Origin of the sequence: uncultured Nocardioides sp. (assembly GCF_902805925.1) — a bacterium.
Taxonomy (GTDB): domain Bacteria; phylum Actinomycetota; class Actinomycetes; order Propionibacteriales; family Nocardioidaceae; genus Nocardioides.
In genome coordinates this window covers 1-16082 of sequence record NZ_CADCUP010000067.1, presented here as the reverse complement: position 1 = coordinate 16082, position 16082 = coordinate 1, and the positions used below count along the sequence as shown (strand labels likewise).

Here is a 16082-nt window from a genome sequence, read left to right as displayed (position 1 = left end):
CGGGCTGCAACCTCGACGAGCCGCTGCGCATTCCTCGGGGCGCGACCCGGGAGGCGTGCGCGGCCCGCCTAGCATCGCAGCCATGAGTGCCAGCCGCGTCCTGCCCACCGACGAAGCCACCGACCTGCTCAAGCTCGTGCGCGACGTCGCGACCACCGAGCTGGCGCCCCGGTCGAGCGAGGCCGAGGCGAGCGAGACGTTCCCCCGCGACGTGTTCGGCATGCTCGGCGAGCTCGGTGTCCTCGGGCTGCCGTACGACGAGGAGCACGGTGGCGGCGGCCAGCCCTACGAGGTCTACCTCCAGGTCCTGGAGGAGCTGGGCTCGGTGTGGGCCAGCGTCGGGGTGGGCACGAGCGTGCACGCCCTCTCCTGCTTCGGGCTGGTCTCCTTCGGCACCGACGAGCAGAGGGAGCGCTGGCTCCCCGACATGCTCGGCGGCGGCCTGCTGGGCGCGTACTGCCTCTCCGAGGCGCACGCCGGCTCCGACCCGGGGGCCATGCGCACGACGGCGCGGCGCGACGGCGACGACTACGTGCTCAACGGCGCCAAGGCGTGGACCACCCACGGGGGCCAGGCCGACTTCTACAAGGTGATGGCGCGCACCAGCGGCGAGCCCGGCGACCGCCGCGGGATCTCCTGCTTCCTGGTGCCCGCCGACACCGAGGGCCTGAGCGCGGACAACCCGGAGCGGAAGATGGGCCTGACCGGCTCGACCACCGCCACGATGCTCTTCGACGACGCCCGGGTGCCGGCCGACCGTCTCCTCGGCGCGGAGGGCGACGGGCTCAAGATCGCGCTCGCGGGGCTGGACGCCGGCCGCCTGGGCATCGCCGCGGTGGCGGTGGGGCTGGCCCAGGGCGCCCTCGACCGGGCCGTCGAGTACGCCCGCGAGCGGCACACCTTCGGGCAGCGGATCATCGACCACCAGGGCCTGGCCTTCGTGCTCGCCGACATGGAGGCCGCGGTGCAGACCGCCCGGGCGATGACCCTGCACGCCGCCCGCCTCAAGGACCGCGGGCTGCCGTTCTCCCGGGAGGCGAGCATCGCCAAGCTGGTCGCGACCGACAACGCCATGAAGGTCACCACGGACGCCGTGCAGGTGCTCGGCGGCTACGGCTACACCCGCGACTTCCCCGTCGAGCGCTACATGCGCGAGGCCAAGGTCATGCAGATCTTCGAGGGGACCAACCAGATCCAGCGCATGGTCATCGGCCGCTCGCTCGACAAGGGAGACGCCGGCAGCCTGCGCCACGGCTGAGCACGACGGCGTTCCGGCCCGGACGGGCTGGCAAGCCGGGCCCACGGCGGCCCGATGCGGATGAACATCCCGCCGCTGCTCGTGCGCCGCGACGGCGCCTGAACCCACCGCTACCGGTGATGTCCGGGCCACACCTGCGTGTCACCGTTGAGGGCATGACCAAGACGATCGCATTCCTGACCGCAGCCGAGGGCGTCGAGCGCGTGGAGCTCACGGAGCCGTGGAAGGCCGTCGAGGAGGCCGGTCACACCGCCGTGCTGCTCTCGCCGGAGAAGGGCGAGGTGCAGACCTTCGACCACCTCGACAAGGCCGAGACCCGTCAGGTCGACCAGGCGGTGTCCGACGCGCAGGTCGACGACTTCGACGCGCTCGTCCTCCCGGGTGGCGTGGCCAACCCCGACGCCCTGCGCACCGACGCCGACGCGGTGTCGTTCGTCAAGGCGTTCCTCGACTCCGGCAAGCCGGTCGCCGCCATCTGCCACGCCCCGTGGACCCTGGTCGAGGCCGGGGTCCTCGACGGCCGGCGGCTCACCTCGTGGCCGAGCCTGCAGACCGACATCCGCAACGCGGGCGGCACCTGGGTCGACGAGGAGGTCGTCTCCGACGGCAACCTGATCACCAGCCGCAACCCCGGCGACATCCCGGCGTTCAACCAGGCCCTGCTGGGCGCGCTGGGCTGACCTCAGCGGCTGACTCGCCAGCGCCCGAGCAGGGTTCCGGACTCCTCGAGCAGGAGCGTGGGCGAGAGCGACACGTCGAGCTCCGAGCCGGCCACGATCCGCAGGCGGTCACCGCCCACCAGGCGTGGCACCAGCGAGAGGCACAGCTCGTCGGCGACCCCCTCGGCCAGCAGCCGGTGGAGCAGCGCCGGGCCGCCCTCGGAGAGGATCTCGGTGTGGCCGCGGTCGTGGAGGGCGGCCTTGAGGGTGACCAGGTCGACGGAGTAGGAGCCGAGGACCAGCACGTTCTCGACACCGAGCAGCGAGCGGGCCCGGCCGAGGCCGGGCGCCCGCTCGGTGGTGGCCATCAGCACCCGGCCCGGCTCCGCGCCGCGCAGCAGGGGCGGCACCTCGGCCGACCGGCTGACGGCGACGAGCGGTGCACGGGCCGGCCGGTAGCCCTCGCTGCGGAGCGTGCCGGCGCCCACCACGATGCAGTCGGCGATCCGGCGCAAGGCGTCGAAGACCCGCTTGTCGGCAGCGTTGTTGATGCCGCCGCTCCTCCCGTCGGCGCCCTGCGCGGCGCCGTCGAGCGTGCTCACCATGTTGACCCGCAGCCACGGGCCCACGTGGTCGGGCGGGCGCGCGTAGCGCTCCTCGAGGTCGTCGTCGGAGAGCTCGGCTCCCGGGTCGTCACCGATCAGGACGCGCACGTCCACCTCACCACCCAGTAGGCGACGCCGAAGGGGTCGTCGTCGTAGTCGACCTGCGACTCCTCCACCACCAGCCCGCCCAGCGCGGCGAACGCCTCGGTGCCCGTCGCCCACAGCTCGGCGGCCAGCACGGGATCGATGCCGGCGAGCGCGGTGACGTCGCCCGTCGCCAGCGCGGCGCCCAGCGCCTCGTCGAAGGCGTGCGCCCGCTCGTCGAGGTGGCCGGGCGCCTTCTCGCTGCGCCGCGCCGACCCGTTGGCCATCACCAGCACCGCGTCGTCCGCCCGAGCCCGGGTCCCGGCCCGGTGTGGGGTGGACGACCCGAGGAGGTGGCGCGCGACCCGCTCGGCCAGCCCGTCGGCCGCCACGACGCGTACGCCGTCGGCTCCCTCGCACAGCCACGCGACCGCCGCCCCCGCCGCGGCGCGCAGGTCGGCCACGGGGTCGACCCGACCGGCGTGCTCCGGCAGCAGCGCCGGCACGGGCGGCACGACGACGACCCTCACTGCAGCCCCCGGATCGCGCGCTGCGGGCGGCGGCGCCCCAGGATCGTGTCGACCATGTCGACGGTCTGCCGGGTCGGGGTGACCTCGTGGACGCGGTAGATGCGGGCGCCGGCCAGCGCGCAGACCGCGGTGGCGGCCAGCGTGCCCGTCAGCCGCTCGCCCACGGGCAGGTCGAGGCTCTCGCCGACGAAGTCCTTGTTGGACAGCGACACCAGCACCGGCCACCCGGTCGCCACCATCTCACCGAGCCGGCGGGTGACCTCCAGGGAGTGGAAGGTGTTCTTGCCGAAGTCGTGGGCGGGGTCGATCACGATCGACTCGCGCGCGACGCCGGCGGCCAGCGCCCGCTCGGCGTACGCCACGGTGTCGCTGATCGCGGCGGCCACGACGTCGTCGTACTCCACCCGGTAGGGGCGGGTGCGCGGGGTCGCGCCGCCCGTGTGGGTGCAGACGAGCGCGGCGCCGTGCTCGGCGGCCGCGTCCACCAGCCCCGGGTCGGCACCGCCCCAGGCGTCGTTGAGCACGTCGGCACCCTCGCCGCACACCACCCGGCCCACCTCGGCGCGCCAGGTGTCGACGGAGATGACGAGGTCGGGGTACGCCGACCGCACGCGGCCCACGAAGGAGGCGACCCGGCCGATCTCGGCGTCGGCGTCGACGTCGGCCCCGGGAGCCGCCTTGATGCCGCCGATGTCGACGATCTCCGCACCCTCCTCGACGACCTGCGCGACCCGGTCGAGGGCCTTGTCCTCGGCCCAGGTGGCGCCCCTGTCGTAGAACGAGTCGGGGGTGCGGTTGACGATGGCCATCATCAGCGTGGCGTCGTCGGGGAAGGAGCGTCGCCCCAGCACGAGTGTCACCGGAGCTCCTCTGCGGGTGGACGTTCGAGCGCGGGCACCAGCATCGCCACGGCGCGGTGCAGCGTCGCGGCCAGGTCGCCGAGGACCCGGTCGTCCCGGTCGAAGGTCGCGGTCATCGCGGCAAACCTAGCGGGAGGTGGCGCACCCTGATCGTCAGCGCAGGTGCACGCGGATGCCGCGCACCAGCCCCGCGGCGTACGTCGCCCGGCCGCGCGCGCCGGTCATCCGGCGGGCGTCGGCGGCGTTGCGCATGTTGCCCAGCTCGGCCAGCACGACCGGCACGTCGGAGAGGTTGAGCGTGGCGAGGTCGCCGCGCACGTCGATGCCGTCGCCACCGGCGACGTAGCCCGCCACCGGCACGCCGGAGCGCCGGAGACCGCGCCTCACGTCGCGCGCGAGGTCGGCCGACTCCTCGGCGACGTCGGCGGTCCAGCGCGGTCGCGAGGCGGGGGTGATGACGTGGAAGCCGCGGGCGCCCGCGGCGTACGACCCGTCGGCGTGGATGCTCACCTTGAGGTCGGCGTCGATGCGGTTGCCGGCCCGGCCGCGGACGTCGACGCAGGGTCCCCAGCGGTCCGCCCGGTTGCTGGTGCGGGTCATCACGACCTCGGCACCGAGGCCGCGCAGCCGGCTGCGCACCTGCCGCGCCACCTGCCAGGTGAACGTCGCCTCGGGGTAGCCGCCGTCGGTCGAGGTGCCCGTGGTGTTGCAGGGCTTGGTGAACCCACCGGCCGGCACCGGCCGGCTGGTCTCGGCCGGGAACCTGGCGTTGCCGAGCTGGTGGCCGGGGTCGAGCACCACCGTCGTGCCGGCCAGCGGGGCGGCCAGCGACAGCGCGAGCAGGAGGGCGGCGATCACTCGTAGCCCAGGATCTCGTGCCGCTTCTCGCCCCAGGCGAGCGCGGAGGAGATGGCGTCGTCGAGGGTGAGCTCGGACTGCCAGCCCAGCAGCCGCGAGGCCTTGTCGACATTCGCGAACGCACCCACCGCGTCACCGGGACGCGGGGGCGCCTCCGAGACCGGGACCTCCTGGCCGAAGACCCGCTCGAAGGAGGCGACCAGCTCGCGCACGGTCACCCCCTCGCCGGTGCCCACGTTGATGATCGTGCTGGGCTGCTCCACCTCGGCGAGGACCTCGTCGAAGCGCTCCACCGCGCGGACGTGCGCCCGGGCGAGGTCCCAGACGTGGATGTAGTCGCGGATGCCCGTGCCGTCACGGGTCGGGTGGTCGACGCCGGTGATGGTGAAGGTGTCCTTGACGCCGCGTGCCGCCATGACCAGCTGGCCGAGCACGTGCGAGGGCTCCTTGGCGTAGATGCCGGAGTCGAGGTCGGGGTCGGAGCCGATGGGGTTGAAGTAGCGCAGGATGACCGCGCGGAGCTCGGTGGCGGCCGCCATGTCGGTCAGCACCTCCTCCATCATCCGCTTGGTGCGGGCGTACGGCGACGTCGGCGCGAGCGGGTCCTCCTCGGTCACCTCGAAGGACTCCTTCGTCGCGTAGAGCGACGCCGAGGAGGAGAACAGCACCCGCGGCTTGCCGAGGGCGGCGAGCTCGTCGAAGAGCTCCAGCGAGCCAGCGACGTTGTCGCGGTAGTAGAGGTAGGGCTTCTCGACCGACTCGGGCACCACGATGCGCGCGGCCATGTGGATCGTGGCGTCGAGGTCGGGGTGCTCCTCGACCACGCGGCGGACCAGTGAGCGGTCGGCGATGTCGCCCTCGTAGAAGGCGCGGTCGCGCACGAAGACCCGGGGACCGCTCAGCAGGGAGTCCAGGACGACGGGGGTGTGCCCGGCCTCCTCGAGCGCCTTCGCAGTGATCGAACCGATGTAGCCGGCGCCGCCGGTGACCAGGACCTTCATGGGCGGCAGCCTAGCCAAGTCCACCGTCGGTGCGGCGTACGGAGCGGACGGGCGCGGACTCGGCTAGCCTGCCCACGTGAGCACCCATCGTGTGGAGGCGTCACGGGTCGTGGAAGCCGACCCCGCCAGGGCCTTCGACGTCCTCTTCGCCGCGCCGCGCGAGTCGATCTTCGTGCGCCGGTTCGGGGCCTTCCCGCCGGTGATGGAGACCAAGGACCAGGAGGGTCGCTGGGACTCCGTGGGCCAGTCCCGCACCCTCGTGCTCGGCGACGGCGGCAGCGTTCGCGAGACGGTGACCTCGATCGACCGGCCCCACGGCTTCGAGTACCTCCTCGACGACATCCACGGCAAGCTGCGCCCCTTCGTCACCCGGGTCGACGGCGCCTGGACCGCCATCGCGGAGGACGACGGGGTGCGCATCGGCTGGGCCTGGACCATGCACCCCACCGGCCCGCCGGGCCGGCTCACGATGAACGTCATCGGCCGCATGTGGCAGGGCTACGCCGACCGCGCCCTGCGCACCGTCGAGGACCTGCTGCGACCCTGACACAATCGCGCGCATGCCCAGCAGCCAGCCCACCGCGCTCGTCACCGGCATCACCGGCCAGGACGGGCTGTACCTCGCCGAGCTGCTGCTCGCCAAGGGGTACGCCGTCCACGGCGTGGTCCGCGGCCAGAACAACCCGCGCCGCGGGCTGGTCGAGCGTCTCGTCCCCGACGTGCACCTGCACACCGGCGACCTCACCGACATGTCCAGCCTGCTGCGGGCGCTGCGCGCCGCCCGGCCCGACGAGGTCTACAACCTGGGCGCCGTCTCGTACGTCGCCTACTCCTGGGACAACGCGGCCCTGACCACCGACGTCACCGCCAAGGGCGTGCTCACCATGCTGGAGGCGGTGCGCCTGCACTGCGCCGACCACCGCGGCGACGACCTGGGCGCCGTGCGCTTCTACCAGGCCTCGAGCTCGGAGATGTTCGGCGCCTCCCCCGAGTCGCCGCAGCACGAGCGCACGCTGCTGTGGCCGCGGTCGCCGTACGGCGTGAGCAAGGTGTTCGGCCACCACATGACCATCAACTACCGCGAGTCCTACGGCATGCACGCCTCCTCGGGCATCCTCTTCAACCACGAGTCGCCGCGGCGGGGCGAGGAGTTCGTGACGCGCAAGGTCAGCAGGGCGGTGGCGGCGATCAGCCTGGGCCTGGCCGACGAGCTGGCGCTCGGCAACCTCGAGGCCCAGCGCGACTGGGGCTTCGCCGGCGACTACGTCGAGGCGATGTGGCTGATGCTCCAGCAGGAGGAGCCCGACGACTACGTCATCGCCACCGGCGAGACCCACTCGATCCGCGACCTCGTCGACGTGGCCTTCCGGCACGTCGGCATCGACGACTGGAGCGGCCACGTCCGGCACGACCCGGCGCTCATCCGGCCGGCGGAGGTGGACCGCCTGGTGGGCGATGCGAGCAAGGCGCGCGAGGTGCTCGGCTGGAAGCCGCGGGTCGGCTTCGAGGAGCTGGTCTCGATGATGGTGGACGCCGACGTCGCGGCGCTCCGCACCGGCTGGTGACCCTGGCCCTCGTCACCGGCATCGGTGGCCAGGACGGCGGCTACCTCGCCGAGCAGCTCCTCGGCCGGGGCGTCGAGGTGCACGCGCTCGTCCGCGGCCCCGGCCGGCCGGCGCACTGCCCCGACGCCGTGGTCCTGCACGTGGGCGACCTCACCGAGACCGCCGCAGTGCGCGCGCTGCTGCTCCAGGTGCGCCCCGACGAGGTCTACAACCTGGCGGCCGTCAGCTCGGTGGCCCGCAGCTGGCGCGAGCCGGAGGCCGTACGCCGGATCAACGGCGAGGCGGCCGTGGCGCTGATGGCCTCGGCGTACGCCCTGATGGAGGCGGCCGGGCGGCCGGTGCGCTTCGTGCAGGCGTCGTCGGCCGAGATCTTCGGCGCGCCGGCCACCGCCCCGCAGGACGAGTCGACGCCCGTCTCCCCGACCAACCCGTACGGCGAGGCGAAGGCGGTCGCCCACGGCGCCGTGGCCACGTGGCGGGCCCGGGGACTGCCCGCGGTCAGCGCGATCCTCTACGGGCACGAGTCACCGCGACGGCCCGGCCACTTCGTCACCCGCAAGATCACCCGCGGCGTGGCCGACGTCGTGCACGGGCGCGCCGACGCCGTCGTGCTGGGCAACCTCGACGCCCGCCGGGACTGGGGCTGGGCGCCCGACCACGTCGACGCGATGGTGCGTGCCGCCGGCCACCCCACGCCCCAGGACTACGTGGTCGCCACGGGCCAGAGCCACACCGTCCGCGACCTCGCGGCGGCGGCCTTCGCGCACGCGGGCATCGACGACTGGGAGCGCCACGTGCGCGTCGACGCGTCCCTGGTCAGGCCGACCGACGCGGCCGACCTGCGCGGGGACAGCGCCCGCGCCCGCCGCGAGCTGGGGTGGCGGCCAACGCGGTCGTTCACCGAGGTGGTCGGCGCCATGGTGGACGCCGACCTCGCGCGCCCAGCCGGATAGTCAGCCGCAGAACGGCTGTCGTACGGCCCGGGAGACGACCATTTCGCGCCTGACTACCCCGGCACGACGGCGTCGGCACCCCCCGACAGGCGCGGGTCAGCGGTCGTCGAGGAGGCCGAGGAGGTACTCGCCGTACCCGCTCTTGCGCAGCGGCGCCGCCCGCTCCTGCAGCTCGTCGTCGGAGAGGAAGCCCAGCCGCCAGGCGACCTCCTCGGGCGCGCCGATCTTGGTGCCCTGGCGGCCCTCGATGGTGCGCACGAAGTTGGAGGCGTCGTTGAGGGAGTCAAAGGTGCCGGTGTCGAGCCAGGCGGTGCCGCGCGGCAGGACGTGCACCTCGAGCCGGTCCTCCGCGAGGTAGCGGCGGTTGAGGTCGGTGATCTCGAGCTCTCCGCGCGCCGACGGCTCGAGCTCCTTGGCGTAGGAGATGACGTCGTTGGCGTAGAAGTACAGCCCCGGCACGGCGAAGCTGCTCTTGGGCTTCTCCGGCTTCTCCTCCAGCGAGACGGCCCGGCCGCGGTCGTCGAACTCCACGACGCCGTACGCCGTCGGGTCGGCGACGTGGTAGCCGAACACCGCGGCCCCGTCGATGCCGGCGAAGCCCTCGAGCTGGGTGCCGAGGCCGGTGCCGTAGAAGATGTTGTCGCCCAGGACGAGGCCGACCTTCTGGTCGCCCACGTGCTCCTCGCCGATGAGGAAGGCCTGCGCGAGGCCGTCGGGGCTCGGCTGCACCGCGAAGGTGATGCTGATGCCGAACTGCGAGCCGTCCCCGAGCAGGCGGCGGAACGCCTCGGCCTCGTGGGGAGTGGTGATGATCAGCACCTCGCGGATGCCGGCGAGCATCAGCGTCGAGAGCGGGTAGTAGATCATCGGCTTGTCGTAGACGGGCACCAGCTGCTTGCTGACCCCCTGGGTGATCGGGTGCAGTCGGGAACCGGTGCCACCGGCGAGGATGATTCCGCGCATGAGCATCACCCTAGGGGTAGGACGCCGCGACGCCCGTGCGCGGCCGGGGCGCCGGAGCGGGTGGCGGCTGGCCGCCGGACCGACCCGCGACCTCCCCTAGACTCCGCCGCATGAAGCGACTTCTCGTGACCGGCGGCGCCGGCTTCATCGGCTCCAACTTCGTGCACCACGTCGTCGGAGAGACCGATGCGCAGGTCACCGTGCTCGACAAGATGACGTACGCCGCCAACCGCGAGGCCGTCGATGCCCTGCCGGCCGACCGCGTCGAGCTGGTCGAGGGCGACATCGCCGAGGAGTCGGTGGTCGAGCCGCTGGTGGCCAGGCACGACGCGGTGGTCCACTTCGCCGCGGAGTCGCACAACGACAACTCCCTCGACGACCCCAGCCCGTTCATCCGCACCAACCTGATCGGCACCTTCACGATCCTCGAGGCCGTGCGCAGGCACGACGTGCGCCTGCACCACGTCTCGACCGACGAGGTCTACGGCGACCTCGCGCTCGACGACCCCAAGCGCTTCACCGAGGACACCCCCTACAACCCGAGCAGCCCCTACTCCGCGTCCAAGGCCGGCTCCGACCACCTGGTGCGCGCGTGGGTGCGGTCGTTCGGCGTCCGGGCGACGATCTCCAACTGCTCCAACAACTACGGCCCCTGGCAGCACGTCGAGAAGTTCATCCCGCGCCAGATCACCGAGGTGCTCGAGGGCCGCCGCCCCAAGCTCTACGGCAGCGGCGAGAACGTGCGCGACTGGATCCACGCCGAGGACCACTCCAGCGCGGTGCTCGCCATCCTCGAGCGCGGCGCGGTCGGCGAGACCTACCTGATCGGCGCCGACGGCGAGAGGAGCAACCTCGAGGTCGTCCGCCTCATCCTGACGCTGATGGGCCGCCCGGCCGACGACTTCGAGCACGTCAACGACCGTGTCGGTCACGACCTGCGCTACGCCATCGAGTCCGGCAAGCTGCGCACCGAGCTGGGCTGGTCGCCGCGGTTCGAGGACTTCGAGGCCGGCCTGGCCGACACCATCGAGTGGTACCGCTCGCACGAGGACTGGTGGCGCCCGGCCAAGGACGCCACCGAGGCGACGTACGCCGCGAAGGGGCAGTAGCCGTGCCGCTCCCCTCCCTGGAGACCACGCCCATCCCCGGGCTGGTGGTGGTCCGGCTCGACCTGCGCGAGGACGCGCGCGGCTTCTTCAAGGAGAACTGGCAGCGCCAGAAGATGCTGGCGCTGGGCCTGCCCGACTTCGGCCCGGTGCAGAACAACGTCTCGTTCAACGCCGACCGCGGCGTCACGCGCGGCATCCACACCGAGCCGTGGGACAAGTTCGTGTCCCTGGCCACCGGCCGGATCTTCGGCGCCTGGGTCGACATGCGCGAGGGCGACACCTTCGGTGCCACCTTCACCCTCGAGATGGACAGCTCGGTGGCCGTCTTCGTGCCCCGCGGGGTCGGCAACTCCTACCAGACGCTGGAGGACGCCACCTCCTACACCTACCTGGTCAACCAGCACTGGCGCCCCGGCATCAGCTATCCCGCGCTCGCGCTCGACGACCCGACGGCGGCGATCCCGTGGCCGATCCCCCTCGACGAGGCGATCGTCTCCGACAAGGACCGCACCAACCGCGCGCTCGACCGCGCCACCGCGATCCGCCGCCGGGTGCTCGTCCTGGGCGGCAACGGGCAGGTGGGGCGGGCGCTGAAGGCGGAGCTGCCCGAGGCCGAGGCGGTGGGCCGCGACCGGCTCGACCTCACCGACGCCGCGTCGGTGGCCGCCTGGCCCTGGGCCGACTACGACGTCGTGCTGAACGCCGCGGCGTACACCGCCGTCGACGCCGCGGAGACCCCCGAGGGCCGGGTCGCCGCCTGGGCCGCCAACGCCACCGGACCCGGCACGCTCGCCGCGCTCGCCCGCGAGCACGGCTTCACCCTCGTGCACTACTCCTCCGAGTACGTCTTCGACGGGACCGCCCCGGTCGAGCCCGGGCACACCGAGGACGAGCCGCTCTCCCCGCTCGGCGTGTACGCCCAGAGCAAGGCAGCCGGCGAGCTGGCGGTGGCCGCCGCACCCCGCCACTACGTCCTGCGCGCCTCGTGGGTGATCGGCGAGGGCGGCAACTTCGTGCGCACCATGCAGCGGCTCGCCGCCGGTGGCGTGTCACCGACCGTCGTCAGCGACCAGGTGGGCCGACTCACCTTCGCCGACGAGCTGGCGCGGGCGACCCGCCACCTGGTCGACTCCGGGGCGCCGTACGGCACCTACCACGTGAGCAACGGCGGTCCGGCCACGTCGTGGGCCGACGTGGCCGCCAGGGTCTTCGAGCTCTCCGGACGCGACGCGGGCGACGTCACGCCGATCACCTCCGAGGAGTACGCCGCGGGCAGGGTGCTCGCGCCGCGGCCGCTGCACAGCACGATGGACCTCACCAGGCTGCGCGCCACCGGCTTCGAGCCCGAGGACGCGCTGGTGGCGCTGGAGCGCTACTGCAGCGCCGCACCGCCGGCGCCGGCGCCGGCTGCGTCCTGACGGCCGTAGTCGTCGTCGAGGCGGCAGATGTCGTCCTCGCCGGTGTAGCCGCCCCGCTGGACCTCGATGATGACCAGCTCCTCGCTGCCGAGGTTGGCGATGCGGTGCTTGGCGCCCTGCGCCACGTCGACCGAGTGGCCCGGACCCGCCACGACGGTCACCCCGTCGATCAGGCACGTGGCCATGCCGAAGATGACCACCCAGTGCTCGGATCGGTGCGCGTGGGTCTGGTAGGACAGCTGCTGTCCCGGGTCGACGTGGATGCGCTTGACCTTGTAGCCGGCGCCCACGTCGATGACGTGCCACGAGCCCCACGGTCGCTGCTCCCAGTCCTCGCCCATCACCCCTCCTCCGACTCGGTCCGCGGGAGAACCTACCCGCGAGTCACCTGCGCTGTCAGCGCCTGGTCACCTCGGACAGGGCGGGGCGCACGTCGGCGAGGTAGACGAACGCCAGGACGATGAACCCCAGCGAGATCAGGTTGATCGGCGAGGAGTCCAGCATGATCAGCTGCGCCGCGAAGCCGACCGCCAGGCCGATGGACCAGGCAACCTTCGTGCCCTTGCTCGCCGCGTCGTACGCCGGCCCGCTGAAGGTGAGCGCGCTGATCAGCGCGAACCCCTTCACCGCGAGCATGGCGAGCAGGACGAAAAGGTAGATCCAGCCCTGGAGCTCGAAGACGATCACGGCTCCAGCCTACGGGGCGCCCCCGCTCCGGCGGCCGGGGAAGCGCAGACCCCCGGTCCGTGGAGGACCGGGGGTCTGCGGCGAGCCGTCAGGACGGCGGGAGCTGACGGTCGTCGGGCTCAGTCGCCGACCTTCTGGGCGGCGTCGGCGACGGCCTTGCCGGTCTCCGCGGCCGCCTTGCGGGCGGAGGTCGCGGTGGCCTTGGCCGACGACCTGGTCGTGGTCGCCTTCTTCCTCGTCGTGGTGGTGCTCCTGCGGGCGGCGGTGGTGCTCTTCCTCGCCGCCTTGGTGCCCGCGGCGGCCGTGCCGACGGCCTGCGTGCGGGTCGTCTTCGCCTTGCTGACCGTGGTGCCGGCCGAGCTCGCGGCGCGGGCGGTCGACTCCTGCCTGCGGATCCGTCCAACGAGGCTCTGGCCGCGCTCGACGAGGTCGCCGTAGGCGGCGATGTTCTCGGTGACGAGCTCGCTGGCACGGGCCTGCACCCTGGTCGGGTAGCCCTTGGCTTCGTCCTGCAGCTCGGCCACGCGGGCCTCGACGGCCCTGCGGCGTGCCTTGGCGTCGTTGGACAGCGCGTCGATGCGGGCGTTGACCGCGGTCACGGCCTGCTCACCCAACACCTTGGGGTCGAGGATGGTGACGGTCCTCTGGACCGTCTTCTGGGCGGTGGTGACGAGGTCGCGGACGGCCTCGACCGCCAGGTCGTTGACACCGACACCGGCGTAGAAGGCCCGGGTGGCCTCCGTCTTGACGTCGAACGTGGCCTTGGCCATGGGATCTCCTTCGGGTTGGTGTGGATCAGGTCCGGTCGTCCGCGACCCGCTCCGCAGCCCGGTTGAGGGCGAGGAACGAGGCGTGGACGTCCAGCAGGGACTGCTTCTGGCGCTCGGTCAGGCCGGGGTCGGCCAGGACAGCGAGCTCGACCGAGCCCTCGCTCACGCGGGACGAGCCCTCGTCGGGGCTGACGATCCCGGCGCGCACGTAGAGCTGCTCGGCGGAGATGCGGAGCGCCTTGGCGATCTGCTGCAGCACCTCGGCGGAGGGTCGGCGCAGTCCGCGCTCGATCTGGCTCAGGTAGGGGTTGGACACGCCGGCGAGGTCCGAGAGCTGCCGCAGGGAGAGGCGCGCCTTGACGCGCTGCTCCTTGAGGTGCTCGCCGAGGCCCTCGACGGACTTGCCGACCTTGCCCTTCGCCATGCCTCCAACAGTGCTTGCAGCTGCTAGCAGAATGCAAACACAGCAAGCGTGAACCGGGTCACACGGGCCGGCCCCACGCTCAGAAGCAGGCGCGGATCTCGCCCACCGGACGCCCGCCGCCCAGCAGGTCCACCCGGCCGGTGCGGCGTACGGCGACGGCGTCGACGCCCGGGGTCTCGAGCACGCCGCTGCGCTCCAGCGCCTGCGCCATCAGCACCGGGCGCACCCGCGCCGCCCCGTCGTCGGTCTTGAGGGCGATGGCCCGGCCGTCGGGCAGCGCGACGGCGTAGCAGGACTCGGCCCCGGCCTTGCCGATCGCGCCCGGGAGGGCCGTCAGCAGGTCCCGTTCGTCGCGGGAGGTGCCGGACACGTGCGCGGGGTGCTCGCGGATCGCCTCGGCCACCCTCCTCGGCTCGCCGGACCCGGCCACGGCCAGCGCGCGGAAGGAGCGGGCCAGCCCGGTCAGCGAGGTCGAGAGCAGCGGCGCTCCGCAGCCGTCGACGGCGACCGCCTCGATCTCGTCGCCGGTCAGCTCGGTGAAGGTCGCGGCGATGGCGACCTGCAGGGGGTGGCCGGGGTCGAGGTAGGTGCCGGTGTCCCAGCCGTTGACGACGCAGGTCGCGAGCATGGCGGCGTGCTTGCCCGAGCAGTTCATCAGGATCGAGGACTTCTCCCCGCCCGCCAGGAGCACCGCCGTCCGGGCGTCGTCGTCGAGCGGGTGGTCGGGCGGGGTCTGCAGGGCCGACTCGTCGAGCCCGGCGCCGGCCAGGATGCGGCGCACGCCCTCGACGTGGAACGGCTCGCCGGAGTGCGACGCGCAGGCGAGCGCCAGGAGGTCCGGCGGCAGGTCCAGCCCGAGCCGCACCATGGCCAGCGCCTGGATGGGCTTGTTGCACGAGCGCGGCAGGATCGGCGCAGTCACGTCGCCGACCGACCAGGCCACCTTGCCTGACTCGTCGAGAGCGACGAGCGACCCGTAGTGGTGGCCCTCCACGAACCCGGAGCGGACGATCTCGGCGACGACGGGCGAGGAGGTGGGTGCGACAGCAGGCATGCGGCGCAGGCTACCGAGTCGCTCGGTGGCAGGATGACGCCCGTGTCAGCGACCTCCCCCACGCTCCCCCAGCACTGTCCCACCCCCACGGAGCTCGACGACCTCGAGCTGCTCACCTCGGGCGGGCTGGCACCGACCACCGGCTTCAACGAGGCCGGCAGCCCGGTCACCCTGGCGCTGCCGGACGAGGTGGCCGGCGCCGAGGCCGTCGAGCTGGTCGACCCCGAGGGGCTGCCGCTGGCGGTGCTGACCCCGGCCACGGGCGCGATCCAGGTGCGCCGCCGCGCCCAGCACGGCCCGTTCCGCCGACTGCACCTCACCCCGGCCCAGGTGCGGGAGCAGCACGCCGGCGCCACCTTCGTGCCGGTCGACGACGCGCTGACGAACGGCCAGCTCGCCGCCCTCGCGGAGGCCGGGCGCGTGGTGCTGCTCGCCTTCGCCGGTCACGGGACCTCCGGCCTCTCGCCCGTCGGCCTGGTGCGCGCGACCCTGGCCGCCGCCCGGGAGCTGCCCGACGCCCACGTCGTCGTGGTGCCGCTGGCCAGCCACGGCGACGCCGCCGTCGACCACGAGCTGGGCATCCGGGTGGTCCGGAACTACGCCGCGGGCGACCCCGTGCACGCCCTGCACGAGCCGCACCCCGACGACGCGTGGCCGGCGGAGGTCGCAGCCGTGGTGGCCCACGACCGTCCCGAGCCGGGCGAGCAGGGACTGGTCGTCTTCTTCACCGGCCTCTCGGGCAGCGGCAAGTCGACGCTCGCGCAGGCCCTCATCGACCGGGTGCTCGAGCACGGCGAGCGCACCGTCACCAGCCTCGACGGCGACGTCGTACGCCGCAACCTGTCGGCCGGGCTGACGTTCTCGAAGGCCGACCGCGAGACCAACATCCGCCGCATCGGCTGGGTGGCCGCCGAGATCTCCCGCCACGGCGGGGTCGCTGTGTGCAGCCCGATCGCCCCCTTCGACGACACCCGGCGGCAGGTCCGCGAGATGGTCGAGGACGCCGGCGGGGCCTTCTTCCTGGTGCACGTGGCCACGCCGCTGGAGGAGTGCGAGCGGCGCGACCGCAAGGGCCTGTACGCCAAGGCGCGGGCCGGCCAGATCCCGGAGTTCACCGGCATCTCCTCCCCCTACGAGGAGCCGCAGGACGCCGCCGTCCGCGTCGACACGACCGGGCGCAGCATCGACGACGCGCTCGACGACGTGCTCCAGGCCCTCCGGGGCGGCGGACACCTCGACCTCCCAACGACGCCCGAGGACGCCTGATGGACTGGCTCACCACCA

Annotated in this window: 19 protein-coding genes; 8 read left to right on the top strand and 11 right to left on the bottom strand. The window is 73.1% G+C overall.

From position 1 onward, the window contains the following. The first annotated feature begins 82 nt into the window (after nucleotides 1-82). On the top strand, nucleotides 83-1258 hold the full coding sequence (locus QZX64_RS04615) for an acyl-CoA dehydrogenase family protein (protein WP_295657359.1): 1176 nt from the start codon (nucleotides 83-85) through the stop codon (nucleotides 1256-1258). Nucleotides 1259-1413: 155 nt separating this feature from the next. Next, nucleotides 1414-1938: a type 1 glutamine amidotransferase domain-containing protein gene (locus QZX64_RS04610; RefSeq protein WP_295657357.1), complete on the top strand. Its 525-nt coding sequence runs from the start codon at nucleotides 1414-1416 to the stop codon at nucleotides 1936-1938. Between the two features lie 2 nt (nucleotides 1939-1940). Here the strand turns inward: QZX64_RS04610 and QZX64_RS04605 are convergent, their stop codons facing one another. The 5 genes from QZX64_RS04605 to galE all read right to left on the bottom strand — a co-directional run bounded on the left by QZX64_RS04605 (nucleotide 1941) and on the right by galE (nucleotide 5855). Continuing rightward, nucleotides 1941-2636 carry a dihydrofolate reductase family protein gene (locus tag QZX64_RS04605; RefSeq protein ID WP_295657356.1) on the bottom strand — a complete coding sequence of 232 codons (696 nt, stop codon included), beginning with the start codon at nucleotides 2634-2636 and terminating at the stop codon, nucleotides 1941-1943. Then, on the bottom strand, nucleotides 2618-3121 hold the full coding sequence (locus QZX64_RS04600) for a hypothetical protein (RefSeq protein ID WP_295657355.1): 504 nt from the start codon (nucleotides 3119-3121) through the stop codon (nucleotides 2618-2620). The genes QZX64_RS04605 and QZX64_RS04600 overlap by 19 nt, the downstream gene beginning before the upstream one ends. Before the next feature lie 11 nt (nucleotides 3122-3132). After that, nucleotides 3133-3996, bottom strand: coding sequence for a dihydropteroate synthase (folP, locus tag QZX64_RS04595; protein WP_295657353.1), 864 nt, complete (start codon nucleotides 3994-3996; stop codon nucleotides 3133-3135). A 153-nt stretch (nucleotides 3997-4149) separates the two neighbouring features. Next, complete coding sequence (locus QZX64_RS04590; protein WP_295657351.1) at nucleotides 4150-4854, bottom strand: N-acetylmuramoyl-L-alanine amidase; 705 nt, start codon at nucleotides 4852-4854, stop codon at nucleotides 4150-4152. Continuing rightward, nucleotides 4851-5855, bottom strand: a complete 1005-nt coding sequence (gene galE, locus QZX64_RS04585; protein ID WP_295657349.1) for a UDP-glucose 4-epimerase GalE — start codon at nucleotides 5853-5855, stop codon at nucleotides 4851-4853. Before galE ends, QZX64_RS04590 begins: the two co-directional genes overlap by 4 nt. Nucleotides 5856-5931: 76 nt before the next feature. Between galE and QZX64_RS04580 the strand changes: the two genes are divergently transcribed. The 3 genes from QZX64_RS04580 to QZX64_RS04570 are packed head-to-tail and all read left to right on the top strand — an operon-like array spanning nucleotide 5932 to nucleotide 8373. Then, on the top strand, nucleotides 5932-6402 hold the full coding sequence (locus tag QZX64_RS04580; protein WP_295657347.1) for an SRPBCC family protein: 471 nt from the start codon (nucleotides 5932-5934) through the stop codon (nucleotides 6400-6402). 13 nt (nucleotides 6403-6415) lie between these two features. Next, on the top strand, nucleotides 6416-7420 hold the full coding sequence (locus tag QZX64_RS04575; RefSeq protein WP_295657345.1) for a GDP-mannose 4,6-dehydratase: 1005 nt from the start codon (nucleotides 6416-6418) through the stop codon (nucleotides 7418-7420). Next, nucleotides 7417-8373 carry a GDP-mannose 4,6-dehydratase gene (locus QZX64_RS04570; protein WP_295657342.1) on the top strand — a complete coding sequence of 319 codons (957 nt, stop codon included), beginning with the start codon at nucleotides 7417-7419 and terminating at the stop codon, nucleotides 8371-8373. The genes QZX64_RS04575 and QZX64_RS04570 overlap by 4 nt, the downstream gene beginning before the upstream one ends. 96 nt (nucleotides 8374-8469) lie before the next feature. Here the strand turns inward: QZX64_RS04570 and rfbA are convergent, their stop codons facing one another. Next, nucleotides 8470-9336 (bottom strand): glucose-1-phosphate thymidylyltransferase RfbA, encoded by an 867-nt coding sequence (gene rfbA, locus QZX64_RS04565; RefSeq protein ID WP_295657340.1) that lies wholly within the window; start codon nucleotides 9334-9336, stop codon nucleotides 8470-8472. Nucleotides 9337-9446: 110 nt separating this feature from the next. Between rfbA and rfbB the strand changes: the two genes are divergently transcribed. Both rfbB and QZX64_RS04555 read left to right on the top strand, forming a co-directional pair. After that, nucleotides 9447-10445: a dTDP-glucose 4,6-dehydratase gene (gene rfbB / locus QZX64_RS04560; RefSeq protein WP_295657339.1), complete on the top strand. Its 999-nt coding sequence runs from the start codon at nucleotides 9447-9449 to the stop codon at nucleotides 10443-10445. A 2-nt stretch (nucleotides 10446-10447) separates the two neighbouring features. Next, a complete protein-coding gene (locus QZX64_RS04555) occupies nucleotides 10448-11863 on the top strand; it encodes a sugar nucleotide-binding protein (protein ID WP_295657337.1) in 1416 nt (471 codons plus the stop codon). Here QZX64_RS04555 and QZX64_RS04550 read toward each other — a convergent pair. From QZX64_RS04550 to QZX64_RS04530, 5 genes are all read right to left on the bottom strand, one after another. After that, complete coding sequence (locus QZX64_RS04550) at nucleotides 11818-12204, bottom strand: phosphomannose isomerase type II C-terminal cupin domain (protein ID WP_295657335.1); 387 nt, start codon at nucleotides 12202-12204, stop codon at nucleotides 11818-11820. The two genes, QZX64_RS04555 and QZX64_RS04550, sit on opposite strands and share 46 nt — an antisense overlap. 55 nt (nucleotides 12205-12259) lie before the next feature. Continuing rightward, nucleotides 12260-12550 (bottom strand): DUF2516 family protein, encoded by a 291-nt coding sequence (locus QZX64_RS04545; protein ID WP_295657333.1) that lies wholly within the window; start codon nucleotides 12548-12550, stop codon nucleotides 12260-12262. A 119-nt stretch (nucleotides 12551-12669) separates the two neighbouring features. Continuing rightward, nucleotides 12670-13320, bottom strand: a complete 651-nt coding sequence (locus QZX64_RS04540) for a hypothetical protein (protein ID WP_295657331.1) — start codon at nucleotides 13318-13320, stop codon at nucleotides 12670-12672. Nucleotides 13321-13345: 25 nt separating this feature from the next. Then, complete coding sequence (locus QZX64_RS04535; protein WP_295657330.1) at nucleotides 13346-13744, bottom strand: helix-turn-helix domain-containing protein; 399 nt, start codon at nucleotides 13742-13744, stop codon at nucleotides 13346-13348. 79 nt (nucleotides 13745-13823) lie between these two features. Continuing rightward, nucleotides 13824-14798 (bottom strand): asparaginase, encoded by a 975-nt coding sequence (locus QZX64_RS04530; RefSeq protein ID WP_295657328.1) that lies wholly within the window; start codon nucleotides 14796-14798, stop codon nucleotides 13824-13826. Between the two features lie 42 nt (nucleotides 14799-14840). Here QZX64_RS04530 and cysC point away from each other — a divergent pair, with 42 nt between their 5' ends. Further along, the gene (gene cysC, locus QZX64_RS04525; RefSeq protein WP_295657327.1) at nucleotides 14841-16064 is read left to right on the top strand and encodes an adenylyl-sulfate kinase; all 1224 of its coding nucleotides are present in this window, start codon (nucleotides 14841-14843) and stop codon (nucleotides 16062-16064) included. Nucleotides 16065-16082 lie beyond the last annotated feature (18 nt).

What these genes read in the sequence shown, in the direction of transcription:
- QZX64_RS04615 (WP_295657359.1), top strand. Translation starts at nt 83, where the DNA reads ATGAGTGCCAGCCGCGTCCTGCCCACCGACGAAGCCACCGACCTGCTC.
- QZX64_RS04610 (WP_295657357.1), top strand. Translation starts at nt 1,414, where the DNA reads ATGACCAAGACGATCGCATTCCTGACCGCAGCCGAGGGCGTCGAGCGC.
- galE (WP_295657349.1), bottom strand. Translation starts at nt 5,855, where the DNA reads ATGAAGGTCCTGGTCACCGGCGGCGCCGGCTACATCGGTTCGATCACT.
- QZX64_RS04575 (WP_295657345.1), top strand. Translation starts at nt 6,416, where the DNA reads ATGCCCAGCAGCCAGCCCACCGCGCTCGTCACCGGCATCACCGGCCAG.
- rfbA (WP_295657340.1), bottom strand. Translation starts at nt 9,336, where the DNA reads ATGCGCGGAATCATCCTCGCCGGTGGCACCGGTTCCCGACTGCACCCG.
- rfbB (WP_295657339.1), top strand. Translation starts at nt 9,447, where the DNA reads ATGAAGCGACTTCTCGTGACCGGCGGCGCCGGCTTCATCGGCTCCAAC.
- QZX64_RS04550 (WP_295657335.1), bottom strand. Translation starts at nt 12,204, where the DNA reads ATGGGCGAGGACTGGGAGCAGCGACCGTGGGGCTCGTGGCACGTCATC.
- QZX64_RS04540 (WP_295657331.1), bottom strand. Translation starts at nt 13,320, where the DNA reads ATGGCCAAGGCCACGTTCGACGTCAAGACGGAGGCCACCCGGGCCTTC.
- QZX64_RS04535 (WP_295657330.1), bottom strand. Translation starts at nt 13,744, where the DNA reads ATGGCGAAGGGCAAGGTCGGCAAGTCCGTCGAGGGCCTCGGCGAGCAC.
- QZX64_RS04530 (WP_295657328.1), bottom strand. Translation starts at nt 14,798, where the DNA reads ATGCCTGCTGTCGCACCCACCTCCTCGCCCGTCGTCGCCGAGATCGTC.